The organism is Janibacter endophyticus (genome assembly GCF_016888335.1).
Taxonomy (GTDB): domain Bacteria; phylum Actinomycetota; class Actinomycetes; order Actinomycetales; family Dermatophilaceae; genus Marihabitans; species Marihabitans endophyticum.
Map to the genome: position 1 here is coordinate 864,915 of NZ_JAFEJG010000004.1, position 26,409 is coordinate 891,323.

Sequence of the window (26,409 nt, forward strand, 5' to 3'; positions counted from 1 at the left end):
GCCGGTCCTCGGGGCGCGTTAGCCTGGAGGTCGGCCCGGGACCGGGCCCACAGACATTCCCTGGGGAACCCGCCGGCCGGCGGATCCCCCTTCGAGCGACTCAAGAGGTGCACCGTGCCGACTGGCAAGGTCAAGTGGTACGACCAGGAGAAGGGCTTCGGCTTCATCTCCGGCGACGACGGCGAGGACGTCTTCCTCCACGCCAACGCGCTCCCCCAGGGGACGCAGACGCTCAAGGGCGGCACGCGCGTCGAGTTCGGCATCGTCGAGGGCCGCCGCGGCGCGCAGGCCCTCTCCGTCACGGTGCTCGACCCGGCCCCGAGCGTCACCACCAACCGCCGCATGCGCGACCGCAAGGAGCCCGAGGAGATGGTCGTCATCGTCGAGGACCTCATCAAGCTCCTCGACGGCGTCGGCGCCGGGCTCCGCCACGGCCGCTACCCCGACAAGGGACACGGCAGCAAGATCGCCCAGGTGATGCGCCGCGTCGCCGACGACCTGGACGTCTGATGGCTGCCAAGGCCGCGAAGAAGGACGCCGTCCTCGCCGCCGCGACCGAGCTCGCGCTCGCCGCGGTGACCGAGGTCGCCGACCCCGGGACCGTCGGCGCTCACGAGGGCTTCGTCATGGATGAGGAGCGCCTCGGCACCCACTACTTCACGTGCACCGCCGCCGGCTACCGCGGCTGGCGCTGGGCCGTCTCCGTCGCCCGCGCGCCGCGCGCCAAGACGGCGACGATCTGCGAGACCCACCTCGTCCCCGGCGAGGACTCGCTGCTCTCGCCCGAGTGGCTGCCCTGGGCCGAGCGGCTGCGCCCCGGCGACGTCGGCCCCGGCGACGTCACCCCGAAGATCGACGACGACCCCTACCTCGTGGCCGGCTTCGAGGCGACCGGTGACGAGGACGTCGACCAGCTCGCGCAGTGGGAGCTCGGCCTCGGCCGACCCCGCGTGCTCTCCGGCGAGGGCCGCGAGGCCGCCGCCCAGCGCTGGTACGACGGCGACCACGGTCCCAAAGCCACCGTGGCGCTCAAGGCGAGCGCCACCTGCTCGACGTGCGGCTACTTCGTGCCGATGACCGGTGCGCTGCGGCCGGTCTTCGGCGTCTGCGCCAACGAGTGGTCGCCGAGCGACGGCAGCGTCGTGAGCCTCGACCACGGGTGCGGCGCGCACTCCGAGGTCGACATCGACGCGCCCGAGCCCGAGCGGATCGGCGAGCCGGTCCTCGACGAGACCCTCGTCGACGAGCTCTAGGTCGAGCGCCGGACCTTGTCCGGCACGCGGACCGGCGCGTCCGCCTCGGCAGCGTTGCCGCGGCCCCGCCGCAGGTAGACCCAGCCGAGCGCCCCGAGCGCGAGGCCGGTGACGCACGCCCACGGCCACCAGTCCCGCCCGCCCGAGCGCAGCTCGGGCACCACGAGGACGAGCGCGAGGGCGAGCGCCCACAGGACCATCCCGCCGATGACGACGCGGTCGCTGCGGACGCGGACGAGAGAGGCTCCCCCTTCGCCCGGACCATCTGCTGAGTCCCCTGTCACGGGGCCAGCGTAGGCGCACTACTCTGCGCGCATGTCTTCTACCCCTGAGACGACCGAGCGCCCAAGCGGCAGCGGCGGTCTGGACGGCTACTTCAAGATCACCGAGCGCGGCTCCACCGTCAGCCGCGAGATCCGCGGCGGTCTCGCCACCTTCTTCACGATGGCCTACATCGTGGTCCTCAACCCGCTGATCATCGGCACCCAGGCCGACTCCACCGGTGGTTTCCTCGGTGGCGGCGACGTCGAGCAGGCCAAGCTCATGGTCGCGGCTGGCACGGCGCTCGTGGCCGGCCTGCTGACGATCCTCATGGGTGCGGTCGCCAACTACCCGCTCGCGCTCGCCACCGGGCTCGGGCTCAACGCGTTCGTCGCCTTCGGCATCGCCAAGCTCCCCGGGATGACCTGGGCGGACGCCATGGGGCTCGTGGTCATGGAGGGCATCATCATCCTCCTGCTCGTCCTCACCGGCTTCCGCAAGGCCGTGCTGCACGCGGTCCCGGCGCAGCTCAAGACGGCCATCTCCGTCGGTATCGGTCTCTTCATCACCGTCGTCGGGCTCGTCGACGCCGGCGTGGTGCGCAAGGCTGCGGGCGGTCCGCTCGGCGAGCTCGGCGTCGGTGGCTTCCTCGCCGGCTGGCCGCTGCTCGTCTTCGTCATCGGCCTCTTCATCATCATCGGCCTCTACACGCGGGGCGTGAAGGGCTCGATCCTCATCGGGATCGTCGCGACGACGGTGCTCGCCCTCGTCGTCGAGGCGATCGCCAAGGTCGGCCCGCGGATCCCCAACCCGGACGGCACCGTGACCAACCCGACGGGCTGGGGGCTCAACGTCCCCGCGCTGCCCGACTCGATCATGTCGACGCCGGACTTCGGGCTGCTCGGTGACTTCAACCTGCTCGGCTCGTTCGACAAGGTCGGCATCGTCGCCGCGCTGCTGCTGATCTTCACGCTCATGCTCGCCGACTTCTTCGACACGATGGGCACGATGGTGGCCGTGGGCGCCGAGGGTGGCCTGCTCGACGAGGAGGGCAACCCGCCGAACAGCCAGAAGATCCTCGTCGTCGACTCGATCGGTGCGATCGCCGGCGGTGCCGCGAGCGTCTCGTCGAACACCGCCTATATCGAGTCGGCCTCCGGCGTCGGCGAAGGAGCCCGCACGGGGCTCGCGTCGATCGTCACCGGGGTGCTCTTCCTCCTGGCGACCTTCCTCAGCCCGCTCGTCGCGGTGGTCCCGTACGAGGCGGCCACACCGGCCCTGGTCCTCGTCGGCTTCCTCATGATGCAGCAGGTCAAGGAGATCGACTGGGATGACCTGGAGATCGCGATCCCGGCCTTCCTGACGATCGTCATCATGCCCTTCACGTACTCGATCACCGCTGGTATCGGCGCGGGGTTCGTGACGTACGTGCTGCTCAAGGTCGTCCGCGGGCGCGCAGCCGCGATCCACCCGCTCATGTGGCTCGTGGCGCTCCTCTTCGTCCTCTACTTCGGGATCGACCCGATCAAGGATCTCCTCGGCGTCAGCTGACGTCCCGGCCGCACCCCCTTCGTCCGGCGCCCCTCTGATCGCACGAGCCAAGGCTCGTACCGCCTGATCGCTCCAGAACGGTTGGTACGAGCCTTGGCTCGTGCGAAGGGGGGGGAGGGCGGGTCGGTGCGGGTCGGGCGGGGTGGGGCAGTCGGGGAATAGTTAGCACGAGTAATGAGTTATGCTAAGTGTCTGACCGAACCTCCAGCCCGAAGGGAGCCCTTTGTGACCTCACGCGAGGCCAAGGGCATCCGCACCCTCTCGGAGGACCTCCGGCTGGCCTGCATGCGCATCAGTCGCCGGGTCCGTTTCGAGAGCGGTGACGTGATCGCCCCGCACCAGTTCTCCGTGCTCTGCCGTCTCGAGCACGGCCCGCTCACCCCCAGGGCGCTCGCCGACGTCGAGAACGTCTCCGCCCCGAGCATGACCCGCACCGTCGGCGGGCTCGTCGACGACGGCTACGTCACCCGCTCCGAGCACCCGGACGACGGCCGCCAGGTCCTCGTGACGATCACCGACGCCGGCCAGGACGTCCTTGCGACGACCCGCCGCCGCCGTGACATGTGGATGGTCGAGCGGGTCACCGAGCTCAGCGCGGACGAGCGCGTCACCCTCACCGAGGCCGCCCAGATCCTCACCAAGATCGCGGCGAGGTGACCCGACACCTGTGAGCCCCACCTTCGCCTCCCTCGGGATCCGCAACTACCGCATCTGGGCCGCCGGCGCCCTCGTCTCCAACGTCGGGACGTGGATGGGCCGCGTCGCCCAGGACTGGGTCGTCCTCACCGAGCTCACCGACCACTCGGCCACCGCGCTCGGCATCGTCACCGGGCTGCAGTTCGCCCCGATGCTCTTCCTCGCCCCGTGGACCGGTGCCGTCGCCGACCGCGTCCCCAAGCGCACCCTGCTCATCGCGACCCAGGTCACGCTCGCGCTCGCCGCGCTCCTCGGCGGTCTGCTCGTCGTCACCGGCACCGCGCAGCTGTGGCACTTCTACGGGCTCGCCCTGCTCACCGGGATCGCCACCGCCTTCGACAACCCGGCGCGGCAGACCTTCGTCGGCGAGATGGTCCCCCGCACCCGTCTGGCCAACGCCGTCGCCCTGAACAGCGCGTCCTTCAACCTCGGGCGGCTGCTTGGCCCCGCCGTCGCGGGCCTGACGATCGCAGCCTTCGGCTCCGGCCCGGCCATGCTCGCCAACGCCGCGACCTTCGCCGCGGTCATCGGATCTCTGCTGCTCATCCGGGCCTCCGAGCTCACCCCTGCGCCGCGGGCCGCCGGTCACGGCTCTGCCCGCGACGGTCTGCGGTACGTCAGGCGCCGCCCGGACCTCCAGCTCGTCATGCTGCTGATCTTCGTCCTCGGCACCTTCGGGATGAACTTCCAGATCACGATCGCGCTCATGGCCACCCAGGTCTTCGACAAGGGGTCGCAGGAGTACGGCCTGCTCGGCTCCGTCATGGCGGTCGGCTCACTCTCCGCCGCACTGCTCGCGGCCCGCCGCAGCGAGCCCAGGCTGCGGGTTCTCCTGCTCGCGCTCGTCGGCTTCGTCGGCGCGTCCGGCGCGGCCGCGATCGCCCCCGGCTACGCGACCTTCGCGGCCGCGCTCGCCGCCTGCGGTCTCACCGCGCTCACCGCCATGACCACCGCCAACGCCATGGTGCAGATGCGGACCGAACCGTCGATGCGCGGCCGTGTCATGGCGCTCTACATGGCGATCTTCTTCGGTGGCACCCCCCTCGGCGCCCCGATCATCGGCTGGATCGGTGACCTCCTCGGCCCCAGGTGGACCATCGGTGTGGGGACCATCGCGGTCGCCCTCACCCTCCTCGTGGTCTCCTTCTGGCTCGCGAGGCACGAGAATGTCACCGTCAGCTACGAGTCCCAGCGACGCCCGCACCTGCGGGTCACCGTCGCTCCGACCCACCCCGTCCCGGAGGCAGCACGTTGAGCCCGAACTTCCGCCGGACGACCACCGTCGTCGTCCTCCTTGCCCTCGTCGTGGCCGTCGCAGCCGGGGCCTTCCTCTGACTCAGCCGTCGAGCAGGTGGTCGAGGCAGGCCAGCAACGCCTCGACGTCCGCCGGCTCGACCGCCGGGAAGGTCGCGACCCGCAGCTGGTTGCGCCCGAGCTTGCGGTAGGGGTCGACGTCGACGACGCCGTGCTCCCGCAACGTCGCGATGAGGGCCGCCGCGTCGACGCCCTCGTCGAGGTCGATCGTCGTCACCACCTGCGAGCGGTGGTGCGGGTCGGCGACGAAGAGGCTCGCCTCGGGGCGCCGCTGGGCCCACGCGTGGATCAGGCCTGAGGACTCCCGCGTGCGCGCATCCGCCCACGCGAGCCCACCCTGCTCGAGGAGCCAGCGGACCTGCTCGTCGAGCATCACGAGCGTAGCGAGCGCCGGGGTGTTGTAGGTCTGGTCCTTGCGGCTGTTCTCGATCGCCGTCACGAGGTCGAGGCTCGCCGGGATCCATCGGCCGGACGCCTTGACCCGCTCGGCCCGCTCGACCGCGGCCGGGCTGAGCGCCGCGAGCCACAGCCCGCCGTCGGAGGCGAAGCTCTTCTGCGGCGCGAAGTAGTAGACGTCGGTCTCGGCGAGGTCGACGGCGACGCCGCCGGCGGCCGAGGTCGCGTCGATGACGACGAGGGCACCCTCGGCGCCGCGCGGCCGGTAGACCGGCGCCATCGCCCCTGTCGAGGTCTCGTTGTGCGGCCACGCGTAGACGTCGACGCCCTCGGTCGGCTCGGGCAGGGCGACGCCGCCGGGGGCGGCCGAGACCACCGACGGGTCGTCGACGAAGGGCGCGGAGCGGGTGACCTCGGCGAACTTGCTGGAGAACTCGCCGAAGACGCAGTGCTGGGCGCGCCGCTCGACGAGCCCGAAGGCCGCCGCGTCCCAGAATGCTGTCGATCCACCGTTGCCCAGGACGATCTCGTACCCCTCCGGCGCGCCGAGCAGCTCGGCGAGGCCGGCCCGTACCGAGCCGACGACCGCCCGCACCGGTGCCTGGCGGTGCGAGGTGCCGAGCAGGGGAGGAGCTGCCCCGCCGGTGGCGCCGAGGCGGGCTAGAGCATCGACCTGGGCCTGGCGGATCTTGCTGGGACCCGAGCCGAAGCGACCGTCGCGGGGGAGCAGGTGCGCGGGGATCGAGGTCACTGCGCTGCGGCCTGTCCCATCAGAGGGTCCCCGCGGAGATGCCGTCGAACCCGACGACGTCCTCGATCGGGCGAGGGCCGGGGCCGACGTACCTCGCGCTCGGGCGGATGAGGCGACCGGTGCGCTTCTGCTCGAGGACATGAGCGCTCCAGCCGGCGGTCCGGGCGCAGACGAAGAGTGGCGTCATCATCTCGCCGGGCACGTCGGCGAAGTCGAGGAGCACGGCGGCCCAGTAGTCGACGTTCGTCTCCATCCTGCGGTCGGGGTAGCGCTCGCCGAGCTGGGCGATCGCGGCCTTCTCCAGCTCGAGGGCGACCTCGTAGCGGGGCGCGCCGAGGCGCCGGCAGGTCTCGCGCAGCACCGCGGCCCGCGGGTCGTAGGCCCGGTAGACGCGGTGACCGAAGCCCATGAGGCGCTCCTTGCGGTCGAGGGCGTCCTTGACGTACCGCGTCGCGTCGCCGGTGCGCTCGACTCCCTCGATCATGTGCTGGGCCCGCGAGGGGGCTCCGCCGTGCAGGGGACCGGAGAGTGCCCCGATCGCGCCCGACAGGCACGCGGCGGCGTCGGCGCCGGTCGAGGCGATGACTCGGGCCGTGAAGGTCGAGGCGTTCATGCCGTGCTCGGCCGCGGAGATGAAGTAGGCGTCGATCGCCTCGACGTGCGCCGGGTCGGGCTCGCCCCGCCACCGGATCATGAAGCGCTCGACGATCGTCTTGCCCTTGTCGACCTCCGACTGGGGGACCATCGGGGTGGACTGGCCGTGCGCCGACTGGGCGATGAAGGAGAGCGCGAGGACCGAGGCCCGGGCGAGGTCCTCACGGACCTGGGTGTCCTCGATGTCGAGCAGCGGCTGGAAGCCCCAGACAGGGGCGAGCTGCGCGAGGGCCGACTGGACGTCGACGCGGATGTCGCCGGTGTGCACCGGGAGCGGGAAGGGCTCGGCCGGAGGCAGACCGGGGTCGAAGGCGTTGTCCACGAGCAGGCCCCAGACCCGCCCGAAGGAGACCCGGCCGACGAGGTCGTTGAGGTCGACCCCGCGGTAGCGCAGGACACCCCCCGCCGTGTCCGGCTCGGCGATCTCGGACTCGAAGGCGACGACGCCCTCCAGACCGTGCTTGACCTCGGTGTCCGTCATGAGCCCTCCACAAGGTGTCGGTGATGCGGCGATCGCCGCGGGTGGCGCGGCACCGCGCCACGGGCTAACTCTGCCCCAGCGCCCGGGCAGCGATCCACCGGGGTCCAGAGCCTGAGCCGGTGCCGCCCCGTGCCGTCACCAGTGGTGCAGCGAGCCCCGGATGACGGCGGCGAGGTCCTCCGGCCGCACCTCCTTGGGCGCCGTGGCCAGCAGCCGCTCCTGCTTGACCGCGCCCTCGACCAGCCCGTCGACGTGCGAGTCGGTGTAGCCCACCTCGGCGAGGCCGGAGGGCATGCCGATGTCCCGCATCAGCGAGCGCAGGACGGCCGGCAGGCGGCCCGGGCCCTCCCCGCCGGCATCCCGGTCGGGGTCGAGGAGGTCGGCCGCCGCGAGGTGCCGCGCCGGATCGGCGTCGAAGGTGAAGGCGAAGGCCTCGGGCACGGTCAGGGCCACCGCCATGCCGTGGGGCACCATCGGCTCGGTCACGTCGTACCCCTCCGGCCGGAAGTCGGTGGCGAGGTCGTGGACCTGCCCGGCGATCGGGTAGGCGTCGGCGTGGGGGATGTGCACGCCGGCGTTGCCGAAGCCGAGGCCGGCGAAGGTTGCCGCGAGCGCCATCTCACCCCGGGCGACCGTGTCCGAGCCGTCTGCCACCGCCCGACGGAAGGAGCTCGCGAGCAGCCGCATGGACCGCTCGGCCCACATGTCGGCGATCGGGTTGGCACCGCAGTAGGGGACGCGCTGCTCGGGCCGCTTGCGCTCGTAGGACGTGTACGGCCGCGCCGTCCAGGACTCCAGCGCGTGGCAGAGGATGTCCATCCCGGCCGCCGCGGTGACCCCGGCGGGCTGGCTCAGCATGAGGTCGGGGTCGACGACGGCCAGGACGGGGCGGAGACGCTCGTGGCTGATGCCGGTCTTGACGTGGAGGTCGAGGACGTCGAGCACGCAGATCGTCGTCGACTCGCTGCCGGTGCCCGTGGTCGTCGGGACGGCGACGACCGGCAGGACCGGCCGCTCGGGGGCCCGGCCGCCGCCGACCGGCGCGTTGACGTAGTCCATGAGCTCGCCCGGGTTGCTCAGCAGCAGCGAGACGGCCTTGGCGGTGTCGATGCTCGACCCGCCGCCGAGGGCCACGACGGCGTCGAAGGGGCCGTCCGCCACGGCGCGCTCGTGCGCCGCCCGGAGAGAGGCGTCGCTCGGCTCGACCCGGGCGGAGTCGTGGACGACCGCCTCGAGCCCGGCGGACCGCAACGCGCCGGCGACCCGCTCGGGGTGCCCGGCGGCGGCGATGCCCGCGTCGGTGACGACGAGGACGCGGTGGCCCCCGAGCGCGGCGACGTCGTGCCCGATCTCGGTGATCGCGCCGGAGCCGAACTTCAGCCTCGGCGCGGCGTAGGTGAAGACGGTCTCGCTCATGACTCTCCTCGGGCGGGGGCGGTCCCCGGGATGGTCTCCCGGGTGACGACGATCCAGGTCGAGGCCGCTGACGCGACGACGCGCTCGCCGTCGAGCAGGGCCGTGCCGCAGTGCCGCTTGCGTCCCTCGCTGCCCGCATCCCACCCTACGACGACGAGCTCGCGTCCCGCCGGCACGTCGTCGTGGACCTCGACGACGAAGGTGCCCAGCAGCAGCGTGTCCTCGCCGAACCCGACGGCGAAGGCGCCTGGGCAGTCGAGCGCCGCGCTGAGCGTCGGCAGGTCGGCGTCGGGCAGGGTCACAGGGGCGGCGACGACGCCGGGACGGCCGGGGACCGGCCCGGCGTAGATATGCAGGCCGTCCGTGTTGTGCGGTCCGCACACGAAGCACCCGGGGTAGGGGTGCCCGTCGAGGTCGACCGTGGCCGCCGCGGCCCGGGCGGTCCCGAGGTCGACGGACGGGGGCGCCTCCAGCGGAGGTGCCGGCGCCCGCCGGGCGGTCGCGAGGACGGTCTCCCCGGCGAGGAGGCGCACGGTCACCCCTTCGTCACCGGCCTCGCCGTCGACCTCCCAGGTGAGCGGGGAGCCCACGGGTGTCGGGGCGGAGAGCCGGACCTGGGCGGCGGGGAGGCCGGACGAAGGGGGGGCCAGCGCGTCGAGGCGGTCGGCGACGAGCCCGCAGACCCAGCCGCCGTTGCCGCAGCCGGGGGGTCCCTGGTGGGCCGGGTCCACGATGGTCGGCGACGACGTCGGTGAGGTCATGACCGCACCCTAGCCACGAACAGACCCGGCTCGAGGCGCCCTTGCCTGCGACGATGTCGCCGATGCCCACCTCGCCCTCGGCCCCCTTCGCCTGGCGCGCGATCGCGCTGCCGGCCTACGGGCCGACCGTGGCCAACGGGGCGGCGATGGGGGCGGTGCTCCCGGTCGCCGCGCTGCGGGCCCACCAGGATCTCGGGGCCGACCTCGCGACCGCTGGTCTGGTCGTCGCGCTCATCGGCATCGGCCAGCTCGTCGGGGCGCTGCCCGCCGGTGCCCTCGTCGCCCGGCTGGGGGAGCGGCGAGCGCTGACGCTCGGGGCGGCCGCCGACGTCGTGGCGATCGGGCTCGCCGGCTTCGCGCCGACGCTGCCGCTCATGGGGCTGGGGATGGTGCTCGCCGGGCTCGCGTCGTCGGTCTTCTTCCTCGCGCGGCAGGGCTTCATGATCGACGTGCTGCCGCCGGCTCGCGCGCGGGATGTCGCTGCTCGGGGGGTCGATACGGGTCGGTCTGCTCCTCGGCCCGGCGGGCGGTGGTGCGGCGGTCGCGGCCTGGGGCCTGCAGGGCGCCTTCGTCGTGGCGATGGCTTTTGCCGCGCTGTCGCTGGCGATCGTCGTGCTCACTCCCGACATCACCGGCTCGCACGAGCGGGCCGCGGCGGCTCGGGTGGACGCCACGGGGCGTGTGTCCATGCTCCGGGTGCTGCGTGACCATGCCCGGCTCCTGCTCACGCTCGGCGTCGGGGTGGTCGTCATCTCGGGGCTGCGGCAGGCCCGTCTGGTGATCCTGCCGCTGTGGGCGGCGCACATCGGGCTCGGTGGCGTCGAGAGCTCGGCGGCCTTCGCGGTCGCCGGGTTCGTCGAGCTCTTCCTCGTCTACCCGGCGGGGTGGGCGATGGACCGCTTCGGGCGGGTGGCGGTGGCGGGCCCGATGACCTTCCTCCTCGGCGCGACCATGCTCGCGCTCCCGCTGGCCCGCGACCTCGTGGGGCTCGTGGTCGTCGCGTCGGCGATGGCGGTCGCCAACGGGCTCGGCTCGGGCATCGTCATGACGCTCGGTGCGGACAACGCGCCAGTGGTCGGGCGCTCGGAGTTCCTCGGCGGGTGGCGCTTCTGTGGCGAGGTGGGCAACGCCGGCGGGGCGCTCGCGGTCTCCGCGCTCACCGGGCTGGTGAGCATCGGTGCGGCCGCGCTCGTCCTCGGCGGGATCGGCCTGGCCGGCTCGGCGTGGGTGACGTGGTGGGTGCTCCAGGCCGACCGGAGGCGGCTCGGCCGACGCGAGGCTTGACCCGCCAGGCAGAATCGGGCCTGTGAAGGATCTCGTCGACACCACTGAGATGTACCTCCGCACGATCTTCGAGCTCGAGGAGGAGGGCATCCCGCCCATGCGTGCCCGGATCGCCGAGCGGCTCGGGCACTCGGGCCCGACCGTCTCGCAGACTGTCGCCCGGATGGAGCGCGACGAGCTCGTGCACCTCGGTGCTGACCGTCGGCTCGTCCTCACCGACGAGGGGCGCGCCCTCGCGACCCGGGTGATGCGCAAGCACCGCCTGGCCGAGCTGCTCCTCACCGAGGTCATCGGCCTGGAGTGGGAGTACGTCCACGACGAGGCGTGCCGGTGGGAGCACGTCATGTCCGACCGGGTGGAGCGCAAGATCGTCTCACTGCTTGGTGAGCACCGGCAGTCGCCCTACGGCAACCCGATCCCCGGGCTCGACGAGCTCCTGGGGGAGGGCGAGCACGAGGAGTTCCGCGAGGGTCTCCACACGCTCGTCGAGGTTGTCGACGACAGCCTCTCCGGCCCCTTCGTCGTCCGTCGGCTCGGAGAGCCGGTGCAGGTCGACGAGGCGGCGCTGCCGCTGCTCACCCAGGCCCAGGTCAGGCCGGGAGCGGCCGTCGACGTCCGGGCCGACCAGGACCGGATCGTCATCGTCCGCGAGGGCGGGGCGGACAGCGAAGGGGTGTCCCTGCCGCGGGACGTCGCGGTGCACGTCTTCGTCGAGCGGGTCTGAGGACGCGTCGACGCCTCGAGCTGGCTGCGTCGTCGGCCACCGTTACCTTGACGTGACATTCGACGACGGTCTGTGTACGGTGCCGGAGTCCGCCTGCCCCCTGGGTGGACCGTCACCACGGACCGCCGAGTCCTGCCACCGTGGCCGACGCCCCTGAAGCACAGCAAGGCAGGAGCGGGGGACCCACTCTCGGGGCGAGCCACGGCTCGCTCCTCGGGGTGAAGTCCTCCAGGGGCCGGGAGACCGGCACCTGACGGACCGGGTGACCTCCGCCCGAACCCGACAGCTCACCTCGTAGGCGCTGAGAGGCAAAAACGTGTCTGAGCGCAGTCACGGGCGTCACCGCGCCCCCGTCCGGTACAGCCCGGTCGCCGAGCTGACCTCCATCGTCTCCGACGCGGCAACCCCGCTCGCCAAGGGCTCGGCCGTCCTGGCCGCCACCGGTGGGCTCGTCGCCGCGATCGCGATCCCCGCGTCGGCCGCCCCCGCCGACCCGGCCCCGGCAGACGGCGGCCAGGAGATCACCGTCGCCGCAGCGGTCCCGGCCGTCGCCGCTCCCGAGACCACCGCGCCGGTCGCCGGTCAGATGGGCTTCGGCGAGCTGGAGATCACGGCCGTGGAGAAGCCGAAGGGTCCGACCCCCGAGCAGATCGCCGCCCGCGAGCGCGCTGCCCGCGAGCAGGCTGCTCGCGAGGAGGCGGCGCGTGAGCAGGCCGCTGCCGAGCAGGCAGCGAGCGAGCCTCGCGCCGGCCAGCCCGCAAGCCGTTCCTCGCAGCGCACCGCGCCCGCCCCGGCGGCTGCCGCGCCGGCTCCCGCCGCCCCGGCTCCCGCCGCCCCGGCCGCGTCGTCGAGCAACGTCATCGCGATCGCGAAGCAGTACATCGGCACCCCGTACGTCTACGGCGGGTCGACCCCGGCCGGCTTCGACTGCTCGGGCTTCACCCAGTACGTCTTCGCCAAGGCCGGCAAGTCGCTGCCGCGCGTCACGACCGCCCAGCAGGCCGCCACCACCCCGGTGAGCACCCCGCAGCCCGGTGACCTCGTCTTCTTCGGCTCGCCCTCGTGGCACGTCGGCATCTACGTCGGCGACGGCATGATGATCGACTCGCCGCGCACCGGCAGCTCGATCTCGATCCGCCCGATCTTCAGCGGAGTCTCCGGCTACGGCCGGGTCGGCTGACCCGACTCGACGCCACGAAGGGCGGCGCTCACCCGACCGGGTGAGCGCCGCCCTTCGTCACGGGTGGGGACGCTGGGTCAGCTCGGGTCGTCGGCCTGGAACGTCGGGTGGACCTCGTCGGGCTGGTCCGGGTTGTCGTGGTCGTGACCGGGCGACTGCTCCGCCGGGACCTTGCCGCCACGGTCCTGCTCGCCGTCGATGACGTCCCTCGGGGTCGACCTTCTCGTGCTCGCCTCGAAGGGCTCGCCGGTGCGCTTCGGGTCCGGGGTGCGGTCCATGGGCTGGGTCAGGTCGATGTCCTCTGCTTGGGATCCTTCAGGTCCTACCCTGCCAGCGGCACGCGGCCCACAGGGTCGAGCGGTTACGGCGACCAGCACCCCCATCATCGAGGGCACGAAGAAGGTAACGGGTAGAGGGGACGGTCGCCCGGATGGGGCCGAAGGCTCGGCCCGCGAGTGACGAAGAGGGCCGGGCATCTGGCCCGCTCCGGCCGCGTGCCACCTGGCGGCACGAGGGCGAGACCATGCCCCCGGGGCTGCCCAGACTCGCGTCATGACTGCACCGACCACAGACACCGCCATCTGGTGGGGCAACCCCTCCATCGACGAGGCCAACAGGCGCGGCGCGCAGGTCCTTAACGGCCACATCGGCATCGAGGTCGTCGAGCTCGGCCCGGACTACCTCGTCGCGACCATGCCGGTCGAGCCGCGCGTCCACCAGCCGGCCGGGGCGCTACACGGGGGGGCCTCCGTCGTCCTCGCCGAGACCTGCGCCAGTTGGGCAGCGATCTTCGCCGTCGACCGGACGAAGTACCACTGCGTGGGCATGGAGATCAACGCAAACCACCTCCGCCCGGTCTTCGACGGGCTGCTCACCGGGGTGGCTCGGCCGATCGCCATCGGTCGTCGTACCCAGGTCTGGGACGTCCGCATCACCGACGAGCAGGGCCGGGCGGTCTGCGCCTCGCGCTGCACGATGGCGGTCGTCGAGACGCCCAGCAGCTACGGGCTGGCGTGAGAGTCATGGCGCTCGTGTGCCGTCCAGCGGCACGACCGCTGCGCCTCGGCGCCTCGCCGGACCTAGCGTCCACCGCACCTCACCGGTCCGACAACGGAGTCACGGATGCTTAAGCTCGACGGGGTGACCGTCCTCTACGGAGAGGGCGCGCCAGCTCTCCACCAGCTCGACCTCACGGTCCGAGGGGGCTCGATCACCGCTGTGGTCGGCGGCAACGGCGCCGGCAAGACCACCCTCATGCGGGCGGTCTCCGGGGTCCTGCCCTTCCGCCGCGGGAGGATCTCCGAGGGATCTGTCTCGCTCGAGGGGGACGACCTCAGAGGCCTGAGCGCCGATGCCATCGTCCGGCGCGGCATCGCCCACGTGCCCGAGGGGCGCCGGGTCTTCACCGAGCTGACGGTCGACGAGAACCTCAGCGCCGGCTCCGCCGCCACGAAGGGTCGCGCCGATGACGTCCGCGCCGAGGTCTACGAGCTCTTCCCCGTCCTCGCTGACCGTCGCTCGCAGCGCGCCATCCTCCTCTCCGGCGGTGAGCAGCAGATGCTCGCCATCGGTCGTGGTCTCATGAGTCGCCCTCGTCTCCTGCTCCTCGACGAGCCGACCCTGGGCCTCGCGCCGAAGATCGTCGAGCAGATCGGGGAGATCGTCCAGGTCATCCGCGAGCGCGGGACGACGGTCATGCTCGTCGAGCAGAACGCCGCGATGGCCCTCTCCGTGGCCGACGACGGTTATGTGCTCGAGCAGGGCGCCGTCGTCCTCTCCGGACCGACGAGCGAGCTGCGCGCGACCGACCAGGTCAAGGAGCTCTACCTCGGAGGCTCCGGTGGTGACGAGGACCGCCGCCTCGAGCTCGACCGCGCGGCCATCGGGCGGTGGTCGGCATGACCCGTCCGCTGTCCCTGGAGGACGTTACGCTGCAGTTCGGTGGTGTCCGTGCGCTCGACGACCTGTCTTTCACGGTGGAGCCGGGGACGATCCACGCGGTCATCGGCCCCAATGGCGCCGGGAAGTCCTCCACCTTCAACGTCATTAGCGGGCACTACCGCCCGAGCGCGGGCCGGGTCACCTTCGGGGACGTCGACCTCACCGCCATGGCCCCGCACAGCATCGCTGACGAAGGGATCGGCCGGGCCTTCCAGAACATCGCGATCTCTGGGCACGCCTCGGTCCTCGACAACCTCATGGTGGCGCGGCACCGGCTGACCAAGGCCGGCTTCATCACCACCGCGCTCGGTCTGCCTCAGGTGCGGGCGGAGGAGCGTCGGCACCGGGTGCGGGTGACCGAGATCGCTGACTTCGTGGGTCTCGGCGACCACCTGCACTCGGAGGCCGGGACGCTCTCCTACGGCGACCGGAAGCGCCTCGAGATCGCACGAGCCCTGGCCAGTGAGCCCGAGGTTGTCCTGCTGGACGAGCCAGCTGCCGGCATGCCCCCCTTCGAGAAGTGGGACATCGCCGCGCTGGTCATGTCGGCCCGCGAGCACCTCGGCATCTCGGTGCTCATCGTCGAGCACGACATGCCGGTGGTGATGGCGATCGCCGACCACATCACCGTCCTCGACTTCGGCCGAGGGATCGCCCACGGCACCCCGGAGGAGATCCGCAACGACCCCGCCGTGATCGCGGCGTACCTCGGCCACCAGCCCTCCAACGAGCAGGCCGCGGCGGCCCAAGAGCTCCTCGACGAGCCCTCCAGGGCCCCAGCCGACGCACCAGCCAGCACGACCGAGGAGCAGCCCCTATGAGAGTCCTTCAGTTCGTCCTCCTCGGGCTGTCGCTCGGGGCGATCTACGCCCTCATCTCGCTGGGCTTCGTCGCGATCTACAAGGGCACCAAGGTCATCAACCTGGCCCAGGGATCGATCATGCTCTTCGGGGCCTTCGTGGTCTCGTCGGTCTCCCCGAGACTCGGCTTCTGGCCGGCTCTGGCCGTCGGCATCACGGTGGCCGCACTCCTCTCGGTCGTGGCCGAGCGGGTCGTCAGCCTTGCCCGTGCGGCGGACCACCTGGTGCTGACCATCCTCACCATCGGTCTTGACATCATCCTGGCACAGGAACTTACCCGTCGGATCGGCGACCGGTACATCACCATGCGCGACCCCTGGGGCGCGGACACGGTGACGCTGCTGGGCACCACGCTCCCCGTCGCGCGACTCTGGGCTACCGGCCTCGGGCTCGTGATCATCGCCATCTTCTTCGTCGCGTTTACCAAGACCGACTTCGGGGTGCGGATGCGGGCCAGTGCTCAGGACCCGGAGACCGCGGCACTCATGGGCATTAGCCAGCGGCGGGTCGCCATGGCCAGTTGGGCCATCGGTGGTGGGCTCGCCTGCCTGGCCGGTGTCTTCCTGGCCGGGAGCCCGAGCCCAGGTCTGGACCACACGGCCCACTTCCTCGCGCTGAGCGCTGTCCCCGCGATCATCATCGGCGGCCTTGACTCCTTCGAGGGAGCAGTCGTCGGTGGCCTAGTGGTCGGGGTCACGCAGAGCCTGGTCCAGGGCTTCGACTCCTCCATCAGTCCGGTGCTCGGCGGTCAGTTCAGCATCGTCGCGCCCTACATCGTGATGCTCGTATTCCTCCTCTTCCGACCGTCTGGTCTGTTCGGCTCGAAGGAGCTCAACCGTGTCTGAGCACGCAGCGCCGACCTCGGCACCGATCGCCCCAGAGCAGTCTGCAGAGCGGCCCACCCTCACCTCGGAGGACGCGCCGCGCTGGTGGCGCCTCGGCCGCTGGCTCCTCCTCGTCCCGGTCCTGCTGGTGCCCTTCTACGCGCCAGCCGACTGGCTGATCATCGGGATCTTCTCGATGGCAGCAGCCGTCGCCGCAGTGGGCCTCACCGTCCTCGTCGGGACGGCCGGGCAGCTCTCGCTCGCCCACGCCTTCTTCATTGCTGTCGGGGCGTACACATACGCCTTCCTCGCGGGAGAGCGCGGGGGAGACGGCTCGTACACCGGGCTGGGTCTTCCACCCCTCCTCGGGGCTGTCGTCGCGGTGCTCGCCGCTGGGGTTGCCGGCTTCGTCTTTAGCCCGGTGGCTGCGCGGCTGCGCGGTCTCTACCTCGGCGTCGCCTCGATCGCCCTCGTCTTCATCGGCGAGCACGTGTGGAAGAACGCTGTGCCGGTCACCGGTGGTGAGAACGGTCGCTCGGTGGAGCCGCTCGCTGCGTTCGGCTTCGAGCTCTCCGGCGAGAACCCGGCGCTCGTCGTGGGCGGTGTGCCCTTCGGGGCCCGCGAGCGGCTCTGGTACCTCGCGGTCGTCGCCCTGCTGGTCGCCGTGATCATGGCCCACCGGGTGGTCCGTGGTCGCCCGGGGCGGGCGCTGCAACTCATGCGGGACAACTCCTCGGCCGCCCGGTCGATGGGGATCAACGTCCGCGGGTACAAGGCCCTCGTCTTCAGCTTCTCGTCTCTCTTCGCCGGCGCCGGCGGAGTGCTCCTCGCCCTCGCCTTCCAGATCATCAGCCCGATCAACTTCGGTCTGCAGCTGTCGATCCTCTACCTCGCGATGGCCGTCGTGGGCGGTCTGGGCTCGGTCGGGGGTACCGTCCTCGGCGCCTTCTTCGTCACTGCGCTGCCACTCGTCCTCGACAAGTACAGCTCGGTGCTCCCCTTCCTCGCGCCCACCGGCTCCGGGGGACTCGACGCCAAGATGCTCGCCACCTTCGTCTTCGGCGCCGCCATCGTGCTCGTCATCGTTCTCGAACCCGGAGGCCTCGGGACCCTCATGCGCAGGCTGCGGGCTCGACTTCCTCGGCGCGCCTGACCCCCTTCGTCCCCTACCCCCACATACCACCGCCCGCCAGGGCGGCCACACCGAAAGGCACCACCATGACGCAGTACCGACGCACCACCGGCACCATCGCAGCGGTCGCGGCCCTGGCACTCACCGCCACCGCCTGCTCCTCGAAGTCGACCGCAGCCGGCGACACGGAGGAGGGGGGCATCAAGACCGGTCCCGGGGTCACCAAGGACACCATCACGATCGGCGTGATGAGCGACCTCACCAAGGTCTTCGGTCCGCTCGGCAAGACTCTCACTGCTGGCAACCAGCTCTACTTCGACTCGGTCAACGCCAACGGCGGCATCTGCGAGCGCGAGGTCAAGATCGAGGTCCGCGACCACGCCTACGACGTGCAGCAGGCGACGACCCAGTTCGCCGAGCTCGAGCCTAAGGTGGCCGGCTTCGTCCAGATCCTCGGCTCACCGATCGTCGGTGCGCTGCAGCCACAGCTCCAGGCCAAGAAGGCAACCGCCATCCCCGCCACGTGGTCCCACGACTGGCTGGGCAAGGACGGCCTCGTCCTCGTCGGAGGTTCCTACGCCGGCGACATGATCAACGGTCTCGACTACCTCGTCGCCGAGGGCAAGCTGAAGGAGGGTGACACCGTCGGTCACATCGGCTTCAAGAACGACCTCGGTCTCGACGCCATGAAGGGCAGCGAGCACGCGGCGGAGAAGCTCGGCCTCAAGGTCAAGAAGATCGAGATCGCCCCGACCGACACCGACCTCTCCGCCCAGGTCAACACCCTCGTCGGCGACAAGGTCAAGGCGATCCTCGTCAGCGCGGGTCCGAAGCAGACCGCCTCCGCTGCTGGAGTCGCCTCGGCCGCCGGCCTGGACGTCCCCTTCCTCGTCAACGGCCCGGGCTTCGACCCGGCGCTCCTCGACACCCCGGCGAAGGCGGCCCTCGAGAAGAACCTCTACGTCGCCACCTCGTACGAGCCGTACGCGGGCGAGAGCGAGGGCTCGAAGGCGATCAAGGAGGCCTACGACAAGGCCCACGCCGACGGCAAGCCGACCATGTACGTCAACTACGGTTACGCGTCGGCGAAGGTCATGGGCGATGCCCTCCAGGCCGCGTGCGACAGCAAGGACCTGTCGCGCGAGGGGGTCGCCAAGGCTCTGCGCTCCCTGACCGAGGTCCAGACCGACGGTGTGATGCCGGCGATGGACCTCTCCAAGGGTGACGCCTTCCCGACCACGGACAGCTACATCTCCGTCGTCGACGCCCAGACCCCCGGTGGCCTGAAGGTGGTCAAGGAGCCGTTCACCGCGACGATCTCCGAGGGCTTCGGCGGCTGATCGCCACCCGCACGATGAAGCGGCCTCCGTCCCGATGGACGGAGGCCGCTTCGTGTGGTGAACCTGGATCCTTGCCTTGGCAAGTGCGCGGGTAGTGTGTCAGGTGGTGGAGGTGGCCGTGACGACGGCGTAGCCGGCGATCCACTCAGGCACAGCCCGGTAGAAGCGGTGACTCACGTCGAAGCCGCCGAAGGTCGACAGCGAGGCGAACGCCGCCACCCAGGAGCGGACCTCGTGCGCAGACCCGCCGCCCTCCTCGGCCATCCACTCGACGGTCCAGTCGTCGACGGCCGAGAGGTCGCCGGAGGTGAGCGTGTCGAGGACGAGGTTGTCCCACTCCGGGTTCAGCGCCTTCATGCTGGGCAGCTCGTCCGCGGCGAAGGCGCGGCCAGCTGCGACGACCCGAGACTCCCCCTTCGCCCGCTGGTCGGGGGTGGGGGACAGGCCCTCGATGAGGGCCTTGGCCACCGGCGGCGGAGCGCCCTCGAGGACGGGGACCGGCGGGTCGTGGGAGAGCCCGCCGGAGCCGATGAAGAGCACCCGGCGGTCCAGCTCTGCCGCGGCCGAGCCCAGCGCCTCGCCGAGCGCGCGGATCCGGGAGACCGGGCCGAGGGGGGTGGCGACGCCGTTGACGAAGACCGGGACGACCGGGACGTCGGTGATGCCGCCGAAGAGCTGCTCGAGCGGCTGCACCATGCCGTGGTCGACGGTCATCTGCGCGGACACGGTGAGGTCGATGCCCCGGTCCAGCGTGCCCTTGGCGAGGTGCCTGGCCGCCTCGGTGTCGACCGAGAGCGGTCCGGGGGTGCTCCCGAAGTCACCGACGGAAATGGCCCCGGTGGCGAGGCAGAAGGGGGGCATGCCCCCGTAGAAGAAGCCGTTGTAGTGGTCCGGCGCGTAGAGGACGACCAGCTCGGGGTCGAAGTCCTCGACGAAGGTGCGGGCTGTCGCGACGGCTCCCTCGCAGGCCTCGAGGACGTGGGCAGGTGGGTCGTTCTTGCCGATCAGCGGCGAGTGGGACAGGCCGACGAGTGCAGCGGTCATGGGGTTCCTCCCGTGGTTGGGTTCAGGCGGGTGCAGGGGTGGGGTGGAGGATGATCTTGCCGAGGGTCTCGCTGGCCTCCATGAGGCGGAAGGCGTCGTGGATCTCCTCGAGCGGCATAACCCGGTCGACGACCGGGCGGATCCCGGTGGCAGAGATCATCCGGATCAGGGCGACCATCTCGGAGCGGGTGCACCCGGTCGAGCCGATGACGCGCAGCTGCTGGTAGAAGACGCGGTTGAGATCGGCCGGCGGCTGGTCACCGGTGGTGGCCCCGCAGACGACCACTGTGCCCCCGGGGCGCAAGGCCTTGAGCGAGTAGCTCCAGGTCGCCTCGCCGACCGTCTCGATGACGACGTCCACGCGCTCGGGCAGCCGCTCGCCAGGGGCGACTGCCGCAGCCGCGCCCCATTCAAGGGCCGTGGCGCGCTTCTCCGCCGAGCGGCTGGAGGCGTAGACGACCGCGCCGGCGGCCACCGCGAGCTTGATCGCGGCAGAGGCGACCCCTCCGCCGACCCCCTGGACCAGCACTCGGTCCCCGGCCTTGATCTGCGCCTGGGTGAAGAGCATCCGGTAGGCGGTGCCCCAGGCAACGGGGAGACAGGCGGCCTCCTCGAACGACAGCTCCGGGGGCTTGGGGAGGACACAGCGCTCGGGGACCGAGACGACCTCGGCGAAGGTGCCGTTGTGGCGCTCGGACAGGAGCGCGCGGCGTGGGTCGAGGGTCTCGTCACCCATGCCGGCGTCTGGGTCGGCGATGATCGGGTAGACGATCACCTCGTTGCCGTCCTCGTCGTGCCCCGCAGCGTCGCAGCCGAGGATCATCGGGAGGTGCTCCTCCGGGTGGCCCACCCCGCGCAGCGTCCACAGGTCGTGCATGTTGATCGAGGTCGCGACGATGCGGACGTTGGTCCACCCCGGGCGTCTCTCAGGCTCGGGGACGTCGGAGAGGACGAGACCTCCCAGCGGGTCGGTGGGACTCTGGCTGATGCAGGAGGCGGCGCGCATGGGACCCAGCCTCAGGGGCCGCCACAGGCAACTACAGCAGGTGTGCCGTACAACGGCACACCTGCTACCCGCGCTGGCGTGCGCGGGTGTGGCATGTCCGCATGACCACCACTGACGACACGAGGGCGGCCTCCCTTCGCGAACCTGTTGCGAAGGTCGGCGGCCTGACGCGCCCCGATGGCCTCAAGGCCAACATCGACACCTCTGGACTCGTAGACGTCGAGACCGGCGTCGTCGACCGGGTGATCTACAGCGACGAGGCGATCTATCGGCAGGAGCTCCGGCGGGTCTTTGCCACCCAGTGGCTCTTCCTCGCGCACGAGGACCAGTTCCACAAGCCCGGCGACTTCTTCACGACGTGGATGGGCGAGGACCCGATCATCGTCACGAAGGACAAGAGGGGTCGGATCCGGGCCTACCTCAACTCCTGCCGCCATCGGGGTGCCCGCGTCTGCCGCGCTGACTCCGGCCGGACGAAGAACTTCACGTGCAGCTACCACGGCTGGTCCTTCGACCTCGACGGCGACCTAGTCGCAGTGCCCAACAAGGACAAGTACCCGGACCACTTCGACCCCCGGGACTGGGGACTGGTCGAAGTTCCCCGGGTGCAGTCCTACCGGGGGCTGATCTTCGGCACGTGGGACGCCGAGGGCGAGGAGCTCGCCGACTACCTCGGTGACATGGCCTGGTACATGGACGCCTTCCTCGACCGCGACCCTGAAGGGACCGTCGTTGTCGGCGACGTCCACCGCTGGGTCCTCGAGGGCAACTGGAAGCTCATGGCCGAGCAGTTCGCCACCGACTGGTACCACGTGAACATGAGCCACGCGTCGGCGCTCTACGTCATGACCCCTCCCGGCAAGAAGCTCGCCGAGGCGGTGATCAACCGCCAGGGCCGTCAGTTCCTCTCCGACCGGGGTCACGGGGCGGGCTTCCCGGTCAACGCCAAGAACCGCTTCGATGCGCAACGGGTCCACGAGTACTACGACTACGACGCGCTGCGCGAGCGGTTGACCGACGCGCGCGTCGAGGGACCGATGACCACGGGTCACGCGACCGTCTTCCCCAACTTCTCCTACCTGCCGGTCAACGGCTCGATCCGCGTGTGGCACCCCAAGGGACCGGACAAGATCGAGGTCTGGGCCTGGACCATCGTCGACCGATCAATGCCCGAGGACGTCCGCGAGGCGCAGCGGCTGTACAACCTGCGCACCTTCGGCCCCAGCGGCATCTTCGAGCAGGATGACGGGGAGAACTGGAGCGAGATCCAGGTGATCTCTGGCGGCTTCATCACGGGGGAGACCCCGCTGAATTTCCAGATGTCGCTCGGCACGGCTACCGAGGACGGTGTCCACCCGGGCAAGACTACCGAGCTCTTCAGCGACGCCGCCGGCCTGTCCTTCTACCGCCGCTGGTCCGAGCTGATGAGCACGCCGGCTTGGCACGAGACCCGTCCCCGGCCGAAGCGGCCGGGTGCAACCCCCGAGGAGCAGACCCCATGAGCGAAGGCATCCGCGTGGCAGCTGTCGACGACATCCCCGAGGGCGAGGGCGTCGTCATCTCCAAGGACGTCACCGGAACCGAGGATGACATCGCGCTCCTCAAGGACGACGACGGCTCGGTCTGGGCACTCGACAACACCTGCCCGCACGAGGTGGCCTCGCTGGCGGACGGATGGGTCGAGGACGGCTTCGTCGAGTGCCCCCTCCACGCGAGTAAGTTCTGCCTCAAGACCGGTGACGTGCAGTCGTTGCCGGCCCCGCGGGGAGTCTCGAGCCACCGCGTCGAGGTCCGCGACGGAGAGGTCTACCTCTTCCCGGGGGCACCTGCGTCATGAGCGAGTCGCCGCGCAGCGTCCTCGTAGTCGGTGGTGGGATCGCGGGCGTGAGCACCGTCTCCGGCCTGCGCCGTCACGGCTTCGAGGGCGAGATCGTTCTCGTCGACCCTGACAAGCTGCCCTACGACCGGCCGCCTCTGTCAAAGGAGTACCTGGCCGGCGGCCGGGACCTCGACGGCATCGCGCTGCAGGCGGCGCAGTGGTACGTCGATCAAGACGTCACCCTTGTCGGTGAGGTCACGGTGACGTCCGTGCACCCGGACGAGCACGAGGTCGTCCTCTCCGACGGCAGGGTCCTCACGCCGGACCGGGTCGTCCTCGCCACTGGTGGCCGGGCGGCCCGGCCGCCCATCCCCGGCGTGGAGTCGCCGCGGGTCCATGTCCTCCGGGAGCGGGCCGACGCAGACCGGCTCCGGGAGGACCTGCGACCGGGGGCGCGGCTGCTCGTCGTGGGTGCCGGGCTCATCGGCGCCGAGGTGGCCTCGACCGCCAACGACCTGGGCTGCCAGGTCACCCTCGTCGACCCGGTTGCCGTCCCGCTGGAGCGGGCGGTGGGGCACGACCTCGCCCTGTGGCTCCACGAGATGCACGCGAGGCGGGGCATCGAGACGGTGCAGACGACGGTCGAGTCGATGCGCGACGAGCCGTACGGGACCGTCCTCGTCCAGCTCGTCGGCGAGGGCGAGCCTCGCCGCGCCGACGCCGTGCTGCTAGGCGTCGGCATGGTCCCGGACACCGCGCTCGCCGAGGCCGCAGGCCTCGAGACGGACGGTGGTGTCCTCACCGACGCCGGCCAGGTAACCTCCCACCCCTTCGTCCTGGCCGTCGGTGACGTCGCCCGGCGACGCCAGGAGGACGGCTCGCCCGCACCGAGGGAGGAGCACTGGGAGGCCGCGACGCGGTCCGCCGACCGGGCCGTCGCGACGATCCTCGGGCTCCCCGCGCCGAGCGAGGGCGCCCCCTGGTTCTGGTCCGACCGGCACGGCCACCACGTGGAGTGCATCGGTCTCATGGAGCATGCCGACGAGGTCGTCCTTCGGGGCAGCCTCGACGAGGTGCCCCTCTCTGTCTACGGCCTGCGCGAGGGTCGCGTCGTGGCCGTGGCCTCTGTCGACGACGCGACGGCCTCGAAGGCCGGACGTCGCCTCGTCGACCGCGGTGTCTCCGTGTCCGCGGACCAGCTGGCGGACACCTCGACCGATCTCCGTCGGCTGCTCCGCGGCTGACGTTCCACCACGCGGCACGAGTGATGTCGCGGCAAGCAGGGAAGGGAGTCAGATTCCACCGTGACCATCACGACGAACGACGGCGACCAGATGAACATCCCCGACGCACGCCCCGGGGCGAAGGCGCCTGGTCGGAGCGACGACCGGGCCGGCCAGCGCGCAGACGCGCACACGGTCTTCGAGATCAGCCAGTTCTACTTCCAGGAGGCGGCCTGCCTCGACGATGGCCGTTTCACCGACTGGCTGGACCTGCTCGCGGACGACCTCGAGTACTGGATGCCGACGCGCACGAACCGGCTGCGACGTCAACAGTCGCTCTCGATCGAGCCGCGTGGCGGGACCTCGTACTTCGACGAGACCAAGCAGTCCCTCGAGTGGCGCATCCGCCGGTTCGACTCCGGCATGGCGTGGGCCGAGGACCCGCCCTCCCGGACCCGTCACCTCATCTCCAACGTCATCGCGACGCACGTGGACCCCGACGAGCACCCGGGATTCACCGTGGACGACCTGAACGTCCGGACAGCCTTCATGGTCTACCGGTCGCGGCTGCAGCACGAGAACAACCTCTTCGCGGGTCAGCGCACCGACATCCTCCGTCGCCGCGGCAGCTCCTTCGAAGTGGCCCGGCGAGAGATCCTCCTCGACCAGAACGTGCTGCAGGCGAAGAACCTCTCGATCTTCTTCTGACAGAGCACGCAACCCCGCTTCAGCAAAGGACAGGTACGTGGACACCACAGCTTCTCAGCCCATGCCGGAGATCACCCGGCACACGATCACGACCACGCTTGGGGACATCGCCGTCGCAGAGGCGGGCTCCGGGCCGGTCCTCGTGATGCTGCACGGCGGTGGGCCGGGCGCCTCGGGGCTGAGCAACTACACCCAGAACCTCCCCGCTTTGGCGCAGCACTTCCAGGTAGTCCTACCCGACCAGCCGGGCTTCGGCGACTCCTACCGGCCGTCCGAGGAGGACCTCCAGGACCGCTCGATCACGCAGATCGCCGTCGACGCGCTCTTCCAGGCGCTTGACGCCATGGGCATCGACACCTTCCACCTGCTCGGCAACAGCCTCGGCGGCGCGGCCGCGATCGCCATGGCGCAGCAGCGACCCGAGCGCGTCGCCCGGCTCATCCTCATGGCGCCCGGTGGTGGATGGCTGCCGTTCGGGCCGACCCCCACCGAGGGCCAGAAGCAGATGTTCATCTACTACAACGGCTCCGGACCCTCGGAGAAGAAGATGGCCAGCTTCATCCGGACGATGGTCTACGACCACAAGCAGTTCGGCGAGGACGTGGTGCGGGCCCGGTACGAGGCCTCGCTCGACAAGAGCCACATCGAGTTCTACCACCGCTACAACGCCGCCTTCGCGCGCCGGCACGGCATGGACCCGCTGTGGCGTGACCTCCACCTCATCAAGAGCCCCACCCTGCTCCTGTGGGGCAGGGACGACCGCACCATCACGCTCGAAGGCGCCCAGCTCATGCTCAAGCAGATCAAGGACGTCCAGCTCCACGTCTTCGGTGCCTGCGGTCACTGGGTCCAGCTCGAGCGCCAGGCCGAGTTCGAGCGGCACGTCATCGACTTCGGCGTGGGCGCGAGATGAGTGCTCCGAAGGGGTGGCTCGAGGGCGACGTCGCTCTCGTGACCGGCGGCGGCTCCGGGGTGGGCCGTGCCGTCGTGGAGCGGTTCCTCCACGAAGGGGCCTCCGTGGCGGCCTTCGGTATCGACGAGGAGCAGCTCGCCGCCCTGAAGCGGGAGAGCGCACACCCGGAGCGGCTGCTCACCGTCACCGGTGACGTGCGCAGCTCGGCGGACCTGCACCGTGCCGTCGACGGGGTCAAGCGGGCCTTCGGCCGCATCGACACCGTCGTCGCCAACGCGGGGGTCTGGGACTACCAGCGGTCCTTGACGCGGATGTCGGCCGAGGACGTCGAGGCGACGTTCGACGAGATCTTCGCGATTAACGTCAAGGGGTACCTCCTGACCGCCGAGGCGACCTGGCGCGAGCTCGTGACCACGCGGGGCAGCCTCATCATGACGCTGTCCAACGCGTCCTTCTACGTCAACGGCGGCGGGCCGGTCTACACCGCGAGCAAGCACGCGAGCCTCGGACTGATGCGCGAGCTCGCCTACGAGCTGGCGCCGAAGGTGCGCGTCAACGGCGTCGCATGCGGCGGGATGGATACGGACCTGCGGGGGCCCGCAGCGCTGTCCATGGAGTCCCGGGCCATCGGGGCGTCCTTCGCGCGGCGCCGCAGCGACGGCACCCGGCCGCCGATCCCGCTTCACGACTCCAGCCACGACCCCCGGGACTTCACCGGGCCCTTCGTCCTGCTGGCTGCCAGCTCCCAGTCCGGGCCCATGACCGGGCACGCGATCTCCATCGACGGAGGCATGGGGGTCCGCGGGTTCGCGTCCGACGCCGGGGGCGACCACCTGTGACCTCCCCCTTCGCGCCCCTTCGCCCTGACCCTCAGCCC

At 71.0% G+C, this 26,409-nt stretch carries 28 protein-coding genes and 1 riboswitch; of the genes, 20 read left to right on the plus strand and 8 right to left on the minus strand.

Going from position 1 to position 26,409, the window contains the following annotated elements; genetic code table 11:
• Positions 1-114: 114 nt before the first annotated feature.
• Entirely contained in the window at positions 115-510 is a 396-nt protein-coding gene (locus JNO54_RS04195) for a cold-shock protein (protein ID WP_204142766.1), read from the plus strand.
• Positions 510-1,253, plus strand: a complete 744-nt coding sequence (locus JNO54_RS04200) for a DUF3027 domain-containing protein (RefSeq protein ID WP_204142767.1) — start codon at positions 510-512, stop codon at positions 1,251-1,253. Before JNO54_RS04195 ends, JNO54_RS04200 begins: the two co-directional genes overlap by 1 nt.
• On the opposite strand, the gene JNO54_RS04205 is transcribed toward JNO54_RS04200, so the two are convergent.
• The gene (locus JNO54_RS04205) at positions 1,250-1,537 is read right to left on the minus strand and encodes a DUF2530 domain-containing protein (protein ID WP_307818054.1); all 288 of its coding nucleotides are present in this window, start codon (positions 1,535-1,537) and stop codon (positions 1,250-1,252) included. The genes JNO54_RS04200 and JNO54_RS04205 overlap by 4 nt on opposite strands.
• A 31-nt stretch (positions 1,538-1,568) precedes the next feature.
• Between JNO54_RS04205 and JNO54_RS04210 the strand changes: the two genes are divergently transcribed.
• From JNO54_RS04210 to JNO54_RS04220, 3 genes are all read left to right on the plus strand, one after another.
• On the plus strand, positions 1,569-3,065 hold the full coding sequence (locus JNO54_RS04210) for an NCS2 family permease (protein ID WP_204142768.1): 1,497 nt from the start codon (positions 1,569-1,571) through the stop codon (positions 3,063-3,065).
• A 225-nt stretch (positions 3,066-3,290) separates the two neighbouring features.
• Positions 3,291-3,722, plus strand: a complete 432-nt coding sequence (locus tag JNO54_RS04215; RefSeq protein WP_307818055.1) for a MarR family winged helix-turn-helix transcriptional regulator — start codon at positions 3,291-3,293, stop codon at positions 3,720-3,722.
• 10 nt (positions 3,723-3,732) lie between these two features.
• The gene (locus JNO54_RS04220) at positions 3,733-5,016 is read left to right on the plus strand and encodes an MFS transporter (protein WP_204142770.1); all 1,284 of its coding nucleotides are present in this window, start codon (positions 3,733-3,735) and stop codon (positions 5,014-5,016) included.
• An 81-nt stretch (positions 5,017-5,097) separates the two neighbouring features.
• Here JNO54_RS04220 and serC read toward each other — a convergent pair whose 3' ends face one another.
• From serC to JNO54_RS04240, 4 genes are all read right to left on the minus strand, one after another.
• Entirely contained in the window at positions 5,098-6,222 is a 1,125-nt protein-coding gene (gene serC, locus JNO54_RS04225; RefSeq protein WP_204144753.1) for a phosphoserine transaminase, read from the minus strand.
• A 19-nt stretch (positions 6,223-6,241) separates the two neighbouring features.
• Positions 6,242-7,357, minus strand: coding sequence for a citrate synthase 2 (locus JNO54_RS04230; protein WP_204142771.1), 1,116 nt, complete (start codon positions 7,355-7,357; stop codon positions 6,242-6,244).
• A gap of 135 nt (positions 7,358-7,492) precedes the next feature.
• Positions 7,493-8,773, minus strand: a complete 1,281-nt coding sequence (locus JNO54_RS04235) for a hydroxyacid-oxoacid transhydrogenase (protein WP_204142772.1) — start codon at positions 8,771-8,773, stop codon at positions 7,493-7,495.
• Positions 8,770-9,534 (minus strand): hypothetical protein, encoded by a 765-nt coding sequence (locus JNO54_RS04240; RefSeq protein WP_204142773.1) that lies wholly within the window; start codon positions 9,532-9,534, stop codon positions 8,770-8,772. The genes JNO54_RS04235 and JNO54_RS04240 overlap by 4 nt, the downstream gene beginning before the upstream one ends.
• Positions 9,535-9,596: 62 nt before the next feature.
• Here JNO54_RS04240 and JNO54_RS04245 point away from each other — a divergent pair, with 62 nt between their 5' ends.
• The 3 genes from JNO54_RS04245 to JNO54_RS04255 all read left to right on the plus strand — a co-directional run bounded on the left by JNO54_RS04245 (position 9,597) and on the right by JNO54_RS04255 (position 12,722).
• On the plus strand, positions 9,597-10,241 hold the full coding sequence (locus JNO54_RS04245; protein WP_204142774.1) for an MFS transporter: 645 nt from the start codon (positions 9,597-9,599) through the stop codon (positions 10,239-10,241).
• A 599-nt stretch (positions 10,242-10,840) separates the two neighbouring features.
• Positions 10,841-11,542, plus strand: a complete 702-nt coding sequence (locus JNO54_RS04250) for an iron-dependent transcriptional repressor DtxR (RefSeq protein WP_204142775.1) — start codon at positions 10,841-10,843, stop codon at positions 11,540-11,542.
• Between the two features lie 132 nt (positions 11,543-11,674).
• A riboswitch (cyclic di-AMP (ydaO/yuaA leader) is annotated at positions 11,675-11,857 on the plus strand.
• A 1-nt stretch (position 11,858) separates the two neighbouring features.
• On the plus strand, positions 11,859-12,722 hold the full coding sequence (locus JNO54_RS04255; protein ID WP_204142776.1) for a C40 family peptidase: 864 nt from the start codon (positions 11,859-11,861) through the stop codon (positions 12,720-12,722).
• Positions 12,723-12,799: 77 nt separating this feature from the next.
• Here JNO54_RS04255 and JNO54_RS04260 read toward each other — a convergent pair whose 3' ends face one another.
• Entirely contained in the window at positions 12,800-13,000 is a 201-nt protein-coding gene (locus JNO54_RS04260; RefSeq protein ID WP_204142777.1) for a hypothetical protein, read from the minus strand.
• A 274-nt stretch (positions 13,001-13,274) separates the two neighbouring features.
• Between JNO54_RS04260 and JNO54_RS04265 the strand changes: the two genes are divergently transcribed.
• The 6 genes from JNO54_RS04265 (at position 13,275) to JNO54_RS04290 (ending at position 18,819) form a co-directional block, all read left to right on the plus strand.
• Positions 13,275-13,739, plus strand: a complete 465-nt coding sequence (locus JNO54_RS04265; protein WP_204142778.1) for a hotdog fold thioesterase — start codon at positions 13,275-13,277, stop codon at positions 13,737-13,739.
• Positions 13,740-13,844: 105 nt separating this feature from the next.
• Entirely contained in the window at positions 13,845-14,624 is a 780-nt protein-coding gene (locus tag JNO54_RS04270; protein WP_204142779.1) for an ABC transporter ATP-binding protein, read from the plus strand.
• Positions 14,621-15,484 carry an ABC transporter ATP-binding protein gene (locus tag JNO54_RS04275; protein WP_204142780.1) on the plus strand — a complete coding sequence of 288 codons (864 nt, stop codon included), beginning with the start codon at positions 14,621-14,623 and terminating at the stop codon, positions 15,482-15,484. Before JNO54_RS04270 ends, JNO54_RS04275 begins: the two co-directional genes overlap by 4 nt.
• Positions 15,481-16,368: a branched-chain amino acid ABC transporter permease gene (locus tag JNO54_RS04280; RefSeq protein WP_204142781.1), complete on the plus strand. Its 888-nt coding sequence runs from the start codon at positions 15,481-15,483 to the stop codon at positions 16,366-16,368. Before JNO54_RS04275 ends, JNO54_RS04280 begins: the two co-directional genes overlap by 4 nt.
• Entirely contained in the window at positions 16,361-17,500 is a 1,140-nt protein-coding gene (locus JNO54_RS04285; protein ID WP_204142782.1) for a branched-chain amino acid ABC transporter permease, read from the plus strand. Before JNO54_RS04280 ends, JNO54_RS04285 begins: the two co-directional genes overlap by 8 nt.
• A 65-nt stretch (positions 17,501-17,565) precedes the next feature.
• Positions 17,566-18,819 carry an ABC transporter substrate-binding protein gene (locus JNO54_RS04290; RefSeq protein WP_204142783.1) on the plus strand — a complete coding sequence of 418 codons (1,254 nt, stop codon included), beginning with the start codon at positions 17,566-17,568 and terminating at the stop codon, positions 18,817-18,819.
• A gap of 99 nt (positions 18,820-18,918) precedes the next feature.
• On the opposite strand, the gene JNO54_RS04295 is transcribed toward JNO54_RS04290, so the two are convergent.
• Both JNO54_RS04295 and JNO54_RS04300 read right to left on the minus strand, forming a co-directional pair.
• On the minus strand, positions 18,919-19,863 hold the full coding sequence (locus JNO54_RS04295) for a 3-carboxyethylcatechol 2,3-dioxygenase (RefSeq protein WP_204142784.1): 945 nt from the start codon (positions 19,861-19,863) through the stop codon (positions 18,919-18,921).
• A gap of 22 nt (positions 19,864-19,885) precedes the next feature.
• Positions 19,886-20,869 (minus strand): zinc-binding dehydrogenase, encoded by a 984-nt coding sequence (locus JNO54_RS04300; RefSeq protein WP_204142785.1) that lies wholly within the window; start codon positions 20,867-20,869, stop codon positions 19,886-19,888.
• Between the two features lie 101 nt (positions 20,870-20,970).
• Here JNO54_RS04300 and JNO54_RS04305 point away from each other — a divergent pair, with 101 nt between their 5' ends.
• From JNO54_RS04305 to JNO54_RS04330, 6 genes are read left to right on the plus strand one after another with little or no spacing between them, the layout of a single operon-like run.
• Positions 20,971-22,371 (plus strand): aromatic ring-hydroxylating oxygenase subunit alpha, encoded by a 1,401-nt coding sequence (locus JNO54_RS04305; protein ID WP_204142786.1) that lies wholly within the window; start codon positions 20,971-20,973, stop codon positions 22,369-22,371.
• On the plus strand, positions 22,368-22,706 hold the full coding sequence (locus JNO54_RS04310) for a Rieske (2Fe-2S) protein (protein WP_204142787.1): 339 nt from the start codon (positions 22,368-22,370) through the stop codon (positions 22,704-22,706). The genes JNO54_RS04305 and JNO54_RS04310 overlap by 4 nt, the downstream gene beginning before the upstream one ends.
• Positions 22,703-23,932, plus strand: coding sequence for an NAD(P)/FAD-dependent oxidoreductase (locus tag JNO54_RS04315; protein WP_204142788.1), 1,230 nt, complete (start codon positions 22,703-22,705; stop codon positions 23,930-23,932). Before JNO54_RS04310 ends, JNO54_RS04315 begins: the two co-directional genes overlap by 4 nt.
• A 60-nt stretch (positions 23,933-23,992) precedes the next feature.
• Positions 23,993-24,619: an aromatic-ring-hydroxylating dioxygenase subunit beta gene (locus tag JNO54_RS04320; RefSeq protein WP_307818056.1), complete on the plus strand. Its 627-nt coding sequence runs from the start codon at positions 23,993-23,995 to the stop codon at positions 24,617-24,619.
• A 37-nt stretch (positions 24,620-24,656) separates the two neighbouring features.
• Entirely contained in the window at positions 24,657-25,532 is an 876-nt protein-coding gene (locus JNO54_RS04325; RefSeq protein ID WP_204142789.1) for an alpha/beta fold hydrolase, read from the plus strand.
• A complete protein-coding gene (locus JNO54_RS04330) occupies positions 25,529-26,371 on the plus strand; it encodes an SDR family NAD(P)-dependent oxidoreductase (protein ID WP_204142790.1) in 843 nt (280 codons plus the stop codon). The genes JNO54_RS04325 and JNO54_RS04330 overlap by 4 nt, the downstream gene beginning before the upstream one ends.
• The last annotated feature ends 38 nt before the right edge of the window (positions 26,372-26,409 follow it).

What these genes read in the sequence shown, in the direction of transcription:
- JNO54_RS04200 (WP_204142767.1), top strand. Translation starts at nt 510, where the DNA reads ATGGCTGCCAAGGCCGCGAAGAAGGACGCCGTCCTCGCCGCCGCGACC.
- JNO54_RS04210 (WP_204142768.1), top strand. Translation starts at nt 1,569, where the DNA reads ATGTCTTCTACCCCTGAGACGACCGAGCGCCCAAGCGGCAGCGGCGGT.
- JNO54_RS04230 (WP_204142771.1), bottom strand. Translation starts at nt 7,357, where the DNA reads ATGACGGACACCGAGGTCAAGCACGGTCTGGAGGGCGTCGTCGCCTTC.
- JNO54_RS04235 (WP_204142772.1), bottom strand. Translation starts at nt 8,773, where the DNA reads ATGAGCGAGACCGTCTTCACCTACGCCGCGCCGAGGCTGAAGTTCGGC.
- JNO54_RS04240 (WP_204142773.1), bottom strand. Translation starts at nt 9,534, where the DNA reads ATGACCTCACCGACGTCGTCGCCGACCATCGTGGACCCGGCCCACCAG.
- JNO54_RS04245 (WP_204142774.1), top strand. Translation starts at nt 9,597, where the DNA reads ATGCCCACCTCGCCCTCGGCCCCCTTCGCCTGGCGCGCGATCGCGCTG.
- JNO54_RS04260 (WP_204142777.1), bottom strand. Translation starts at nt 13,000, where the DNA reads ATGGACCGCACCCCGGACCCGAAGCGCACCGGCGAGCCCTTCGAGGCG.
- JNO54_RS04265 (WP_204142778.1), top strand. Translation starts at nt 13,275, where the DNA reads ATGACTGCACCGACCACAGACACCGCCATCTGGTGGGGCAACCCCTCC.
- JNO54_RS04270 (WP_204142779.1), top strand. Translation starts at nt 13,845, where the DNA reads ATGCTTAAGCTCGACGGGGTGACCGTCCTCTACGGAGAGGGCGCGCCA.
- JNO54_RS04275 (WP_204142780.1), top strand. Translation starts at nt 14,621, where the DNA reads ATGACCCGTCCGCTGTCCCTGGAGGACGTTACGCTGCAGTTCGGTGGT.
- JNO54_RS04280 (WP_204142781.1), top strand. Translation starts at nt 15,481, where the DNA reads ATGAGAGTCCTTCAGTTCGTCCTCCTCGGGCTGTCGCTCGGGGCGATC.
- JNO54_RS04290 (WP_204142783.1), top strand. Translation starts at nt 17,566, where the DNA reads ATGACGCAGTACCGACGCACCACCGGCACCATCGCAGCGGTCGCGGCC.
- JNO54_RS04295 (WP_204142784.1), bottom strand. Translation starts at nt 19,863, where the DNA reads ATGACCGCTGCACTCGTCGGCCTGTCCCACTCGCCGCTGATCGGCAAG.
- JNO54_RS04300 (WP_204142785.1), bottom strand. Translation starts at nt 20,869, where the DNA reads ATGCGCGCCGCCTCCTGCATCAGCCAGAGTCCCACCGACCCGCTGGGA.
- JNO54_RS04305 (WP_204142786.1), top strand. Translation starts at nt 20,971, where the DNA reads ATGACCACCACTGACGACACGAGGGCGGCCTCCCTTCGCGAACCTGTT.
- JNO54_RS04310 (WP_204142787.1), top strand. Translation starts at nt 22,368, where the DNA reads ATGAGCGAAGGCATCCGCGTGGCAGCTGTCGACGACATCCCCGAGGGC.
- JNO54_RS04315 (WP_204142788.1), top strand. Translation starts at nt 22,703, where the DNA reads ATGAGCGAGTCGCCGCGCAGCGTCCTCGTAGTCGGTGGTGGGATCGCG.
- JNO54_RS04330 (WP_204142790.1), top strand. Translation starts at nt 25,529, where the DNA reads ATGAGTGCTCCGAAGGGGTGGCTCGAGGGCGACGTCGCTCTCGTGACC.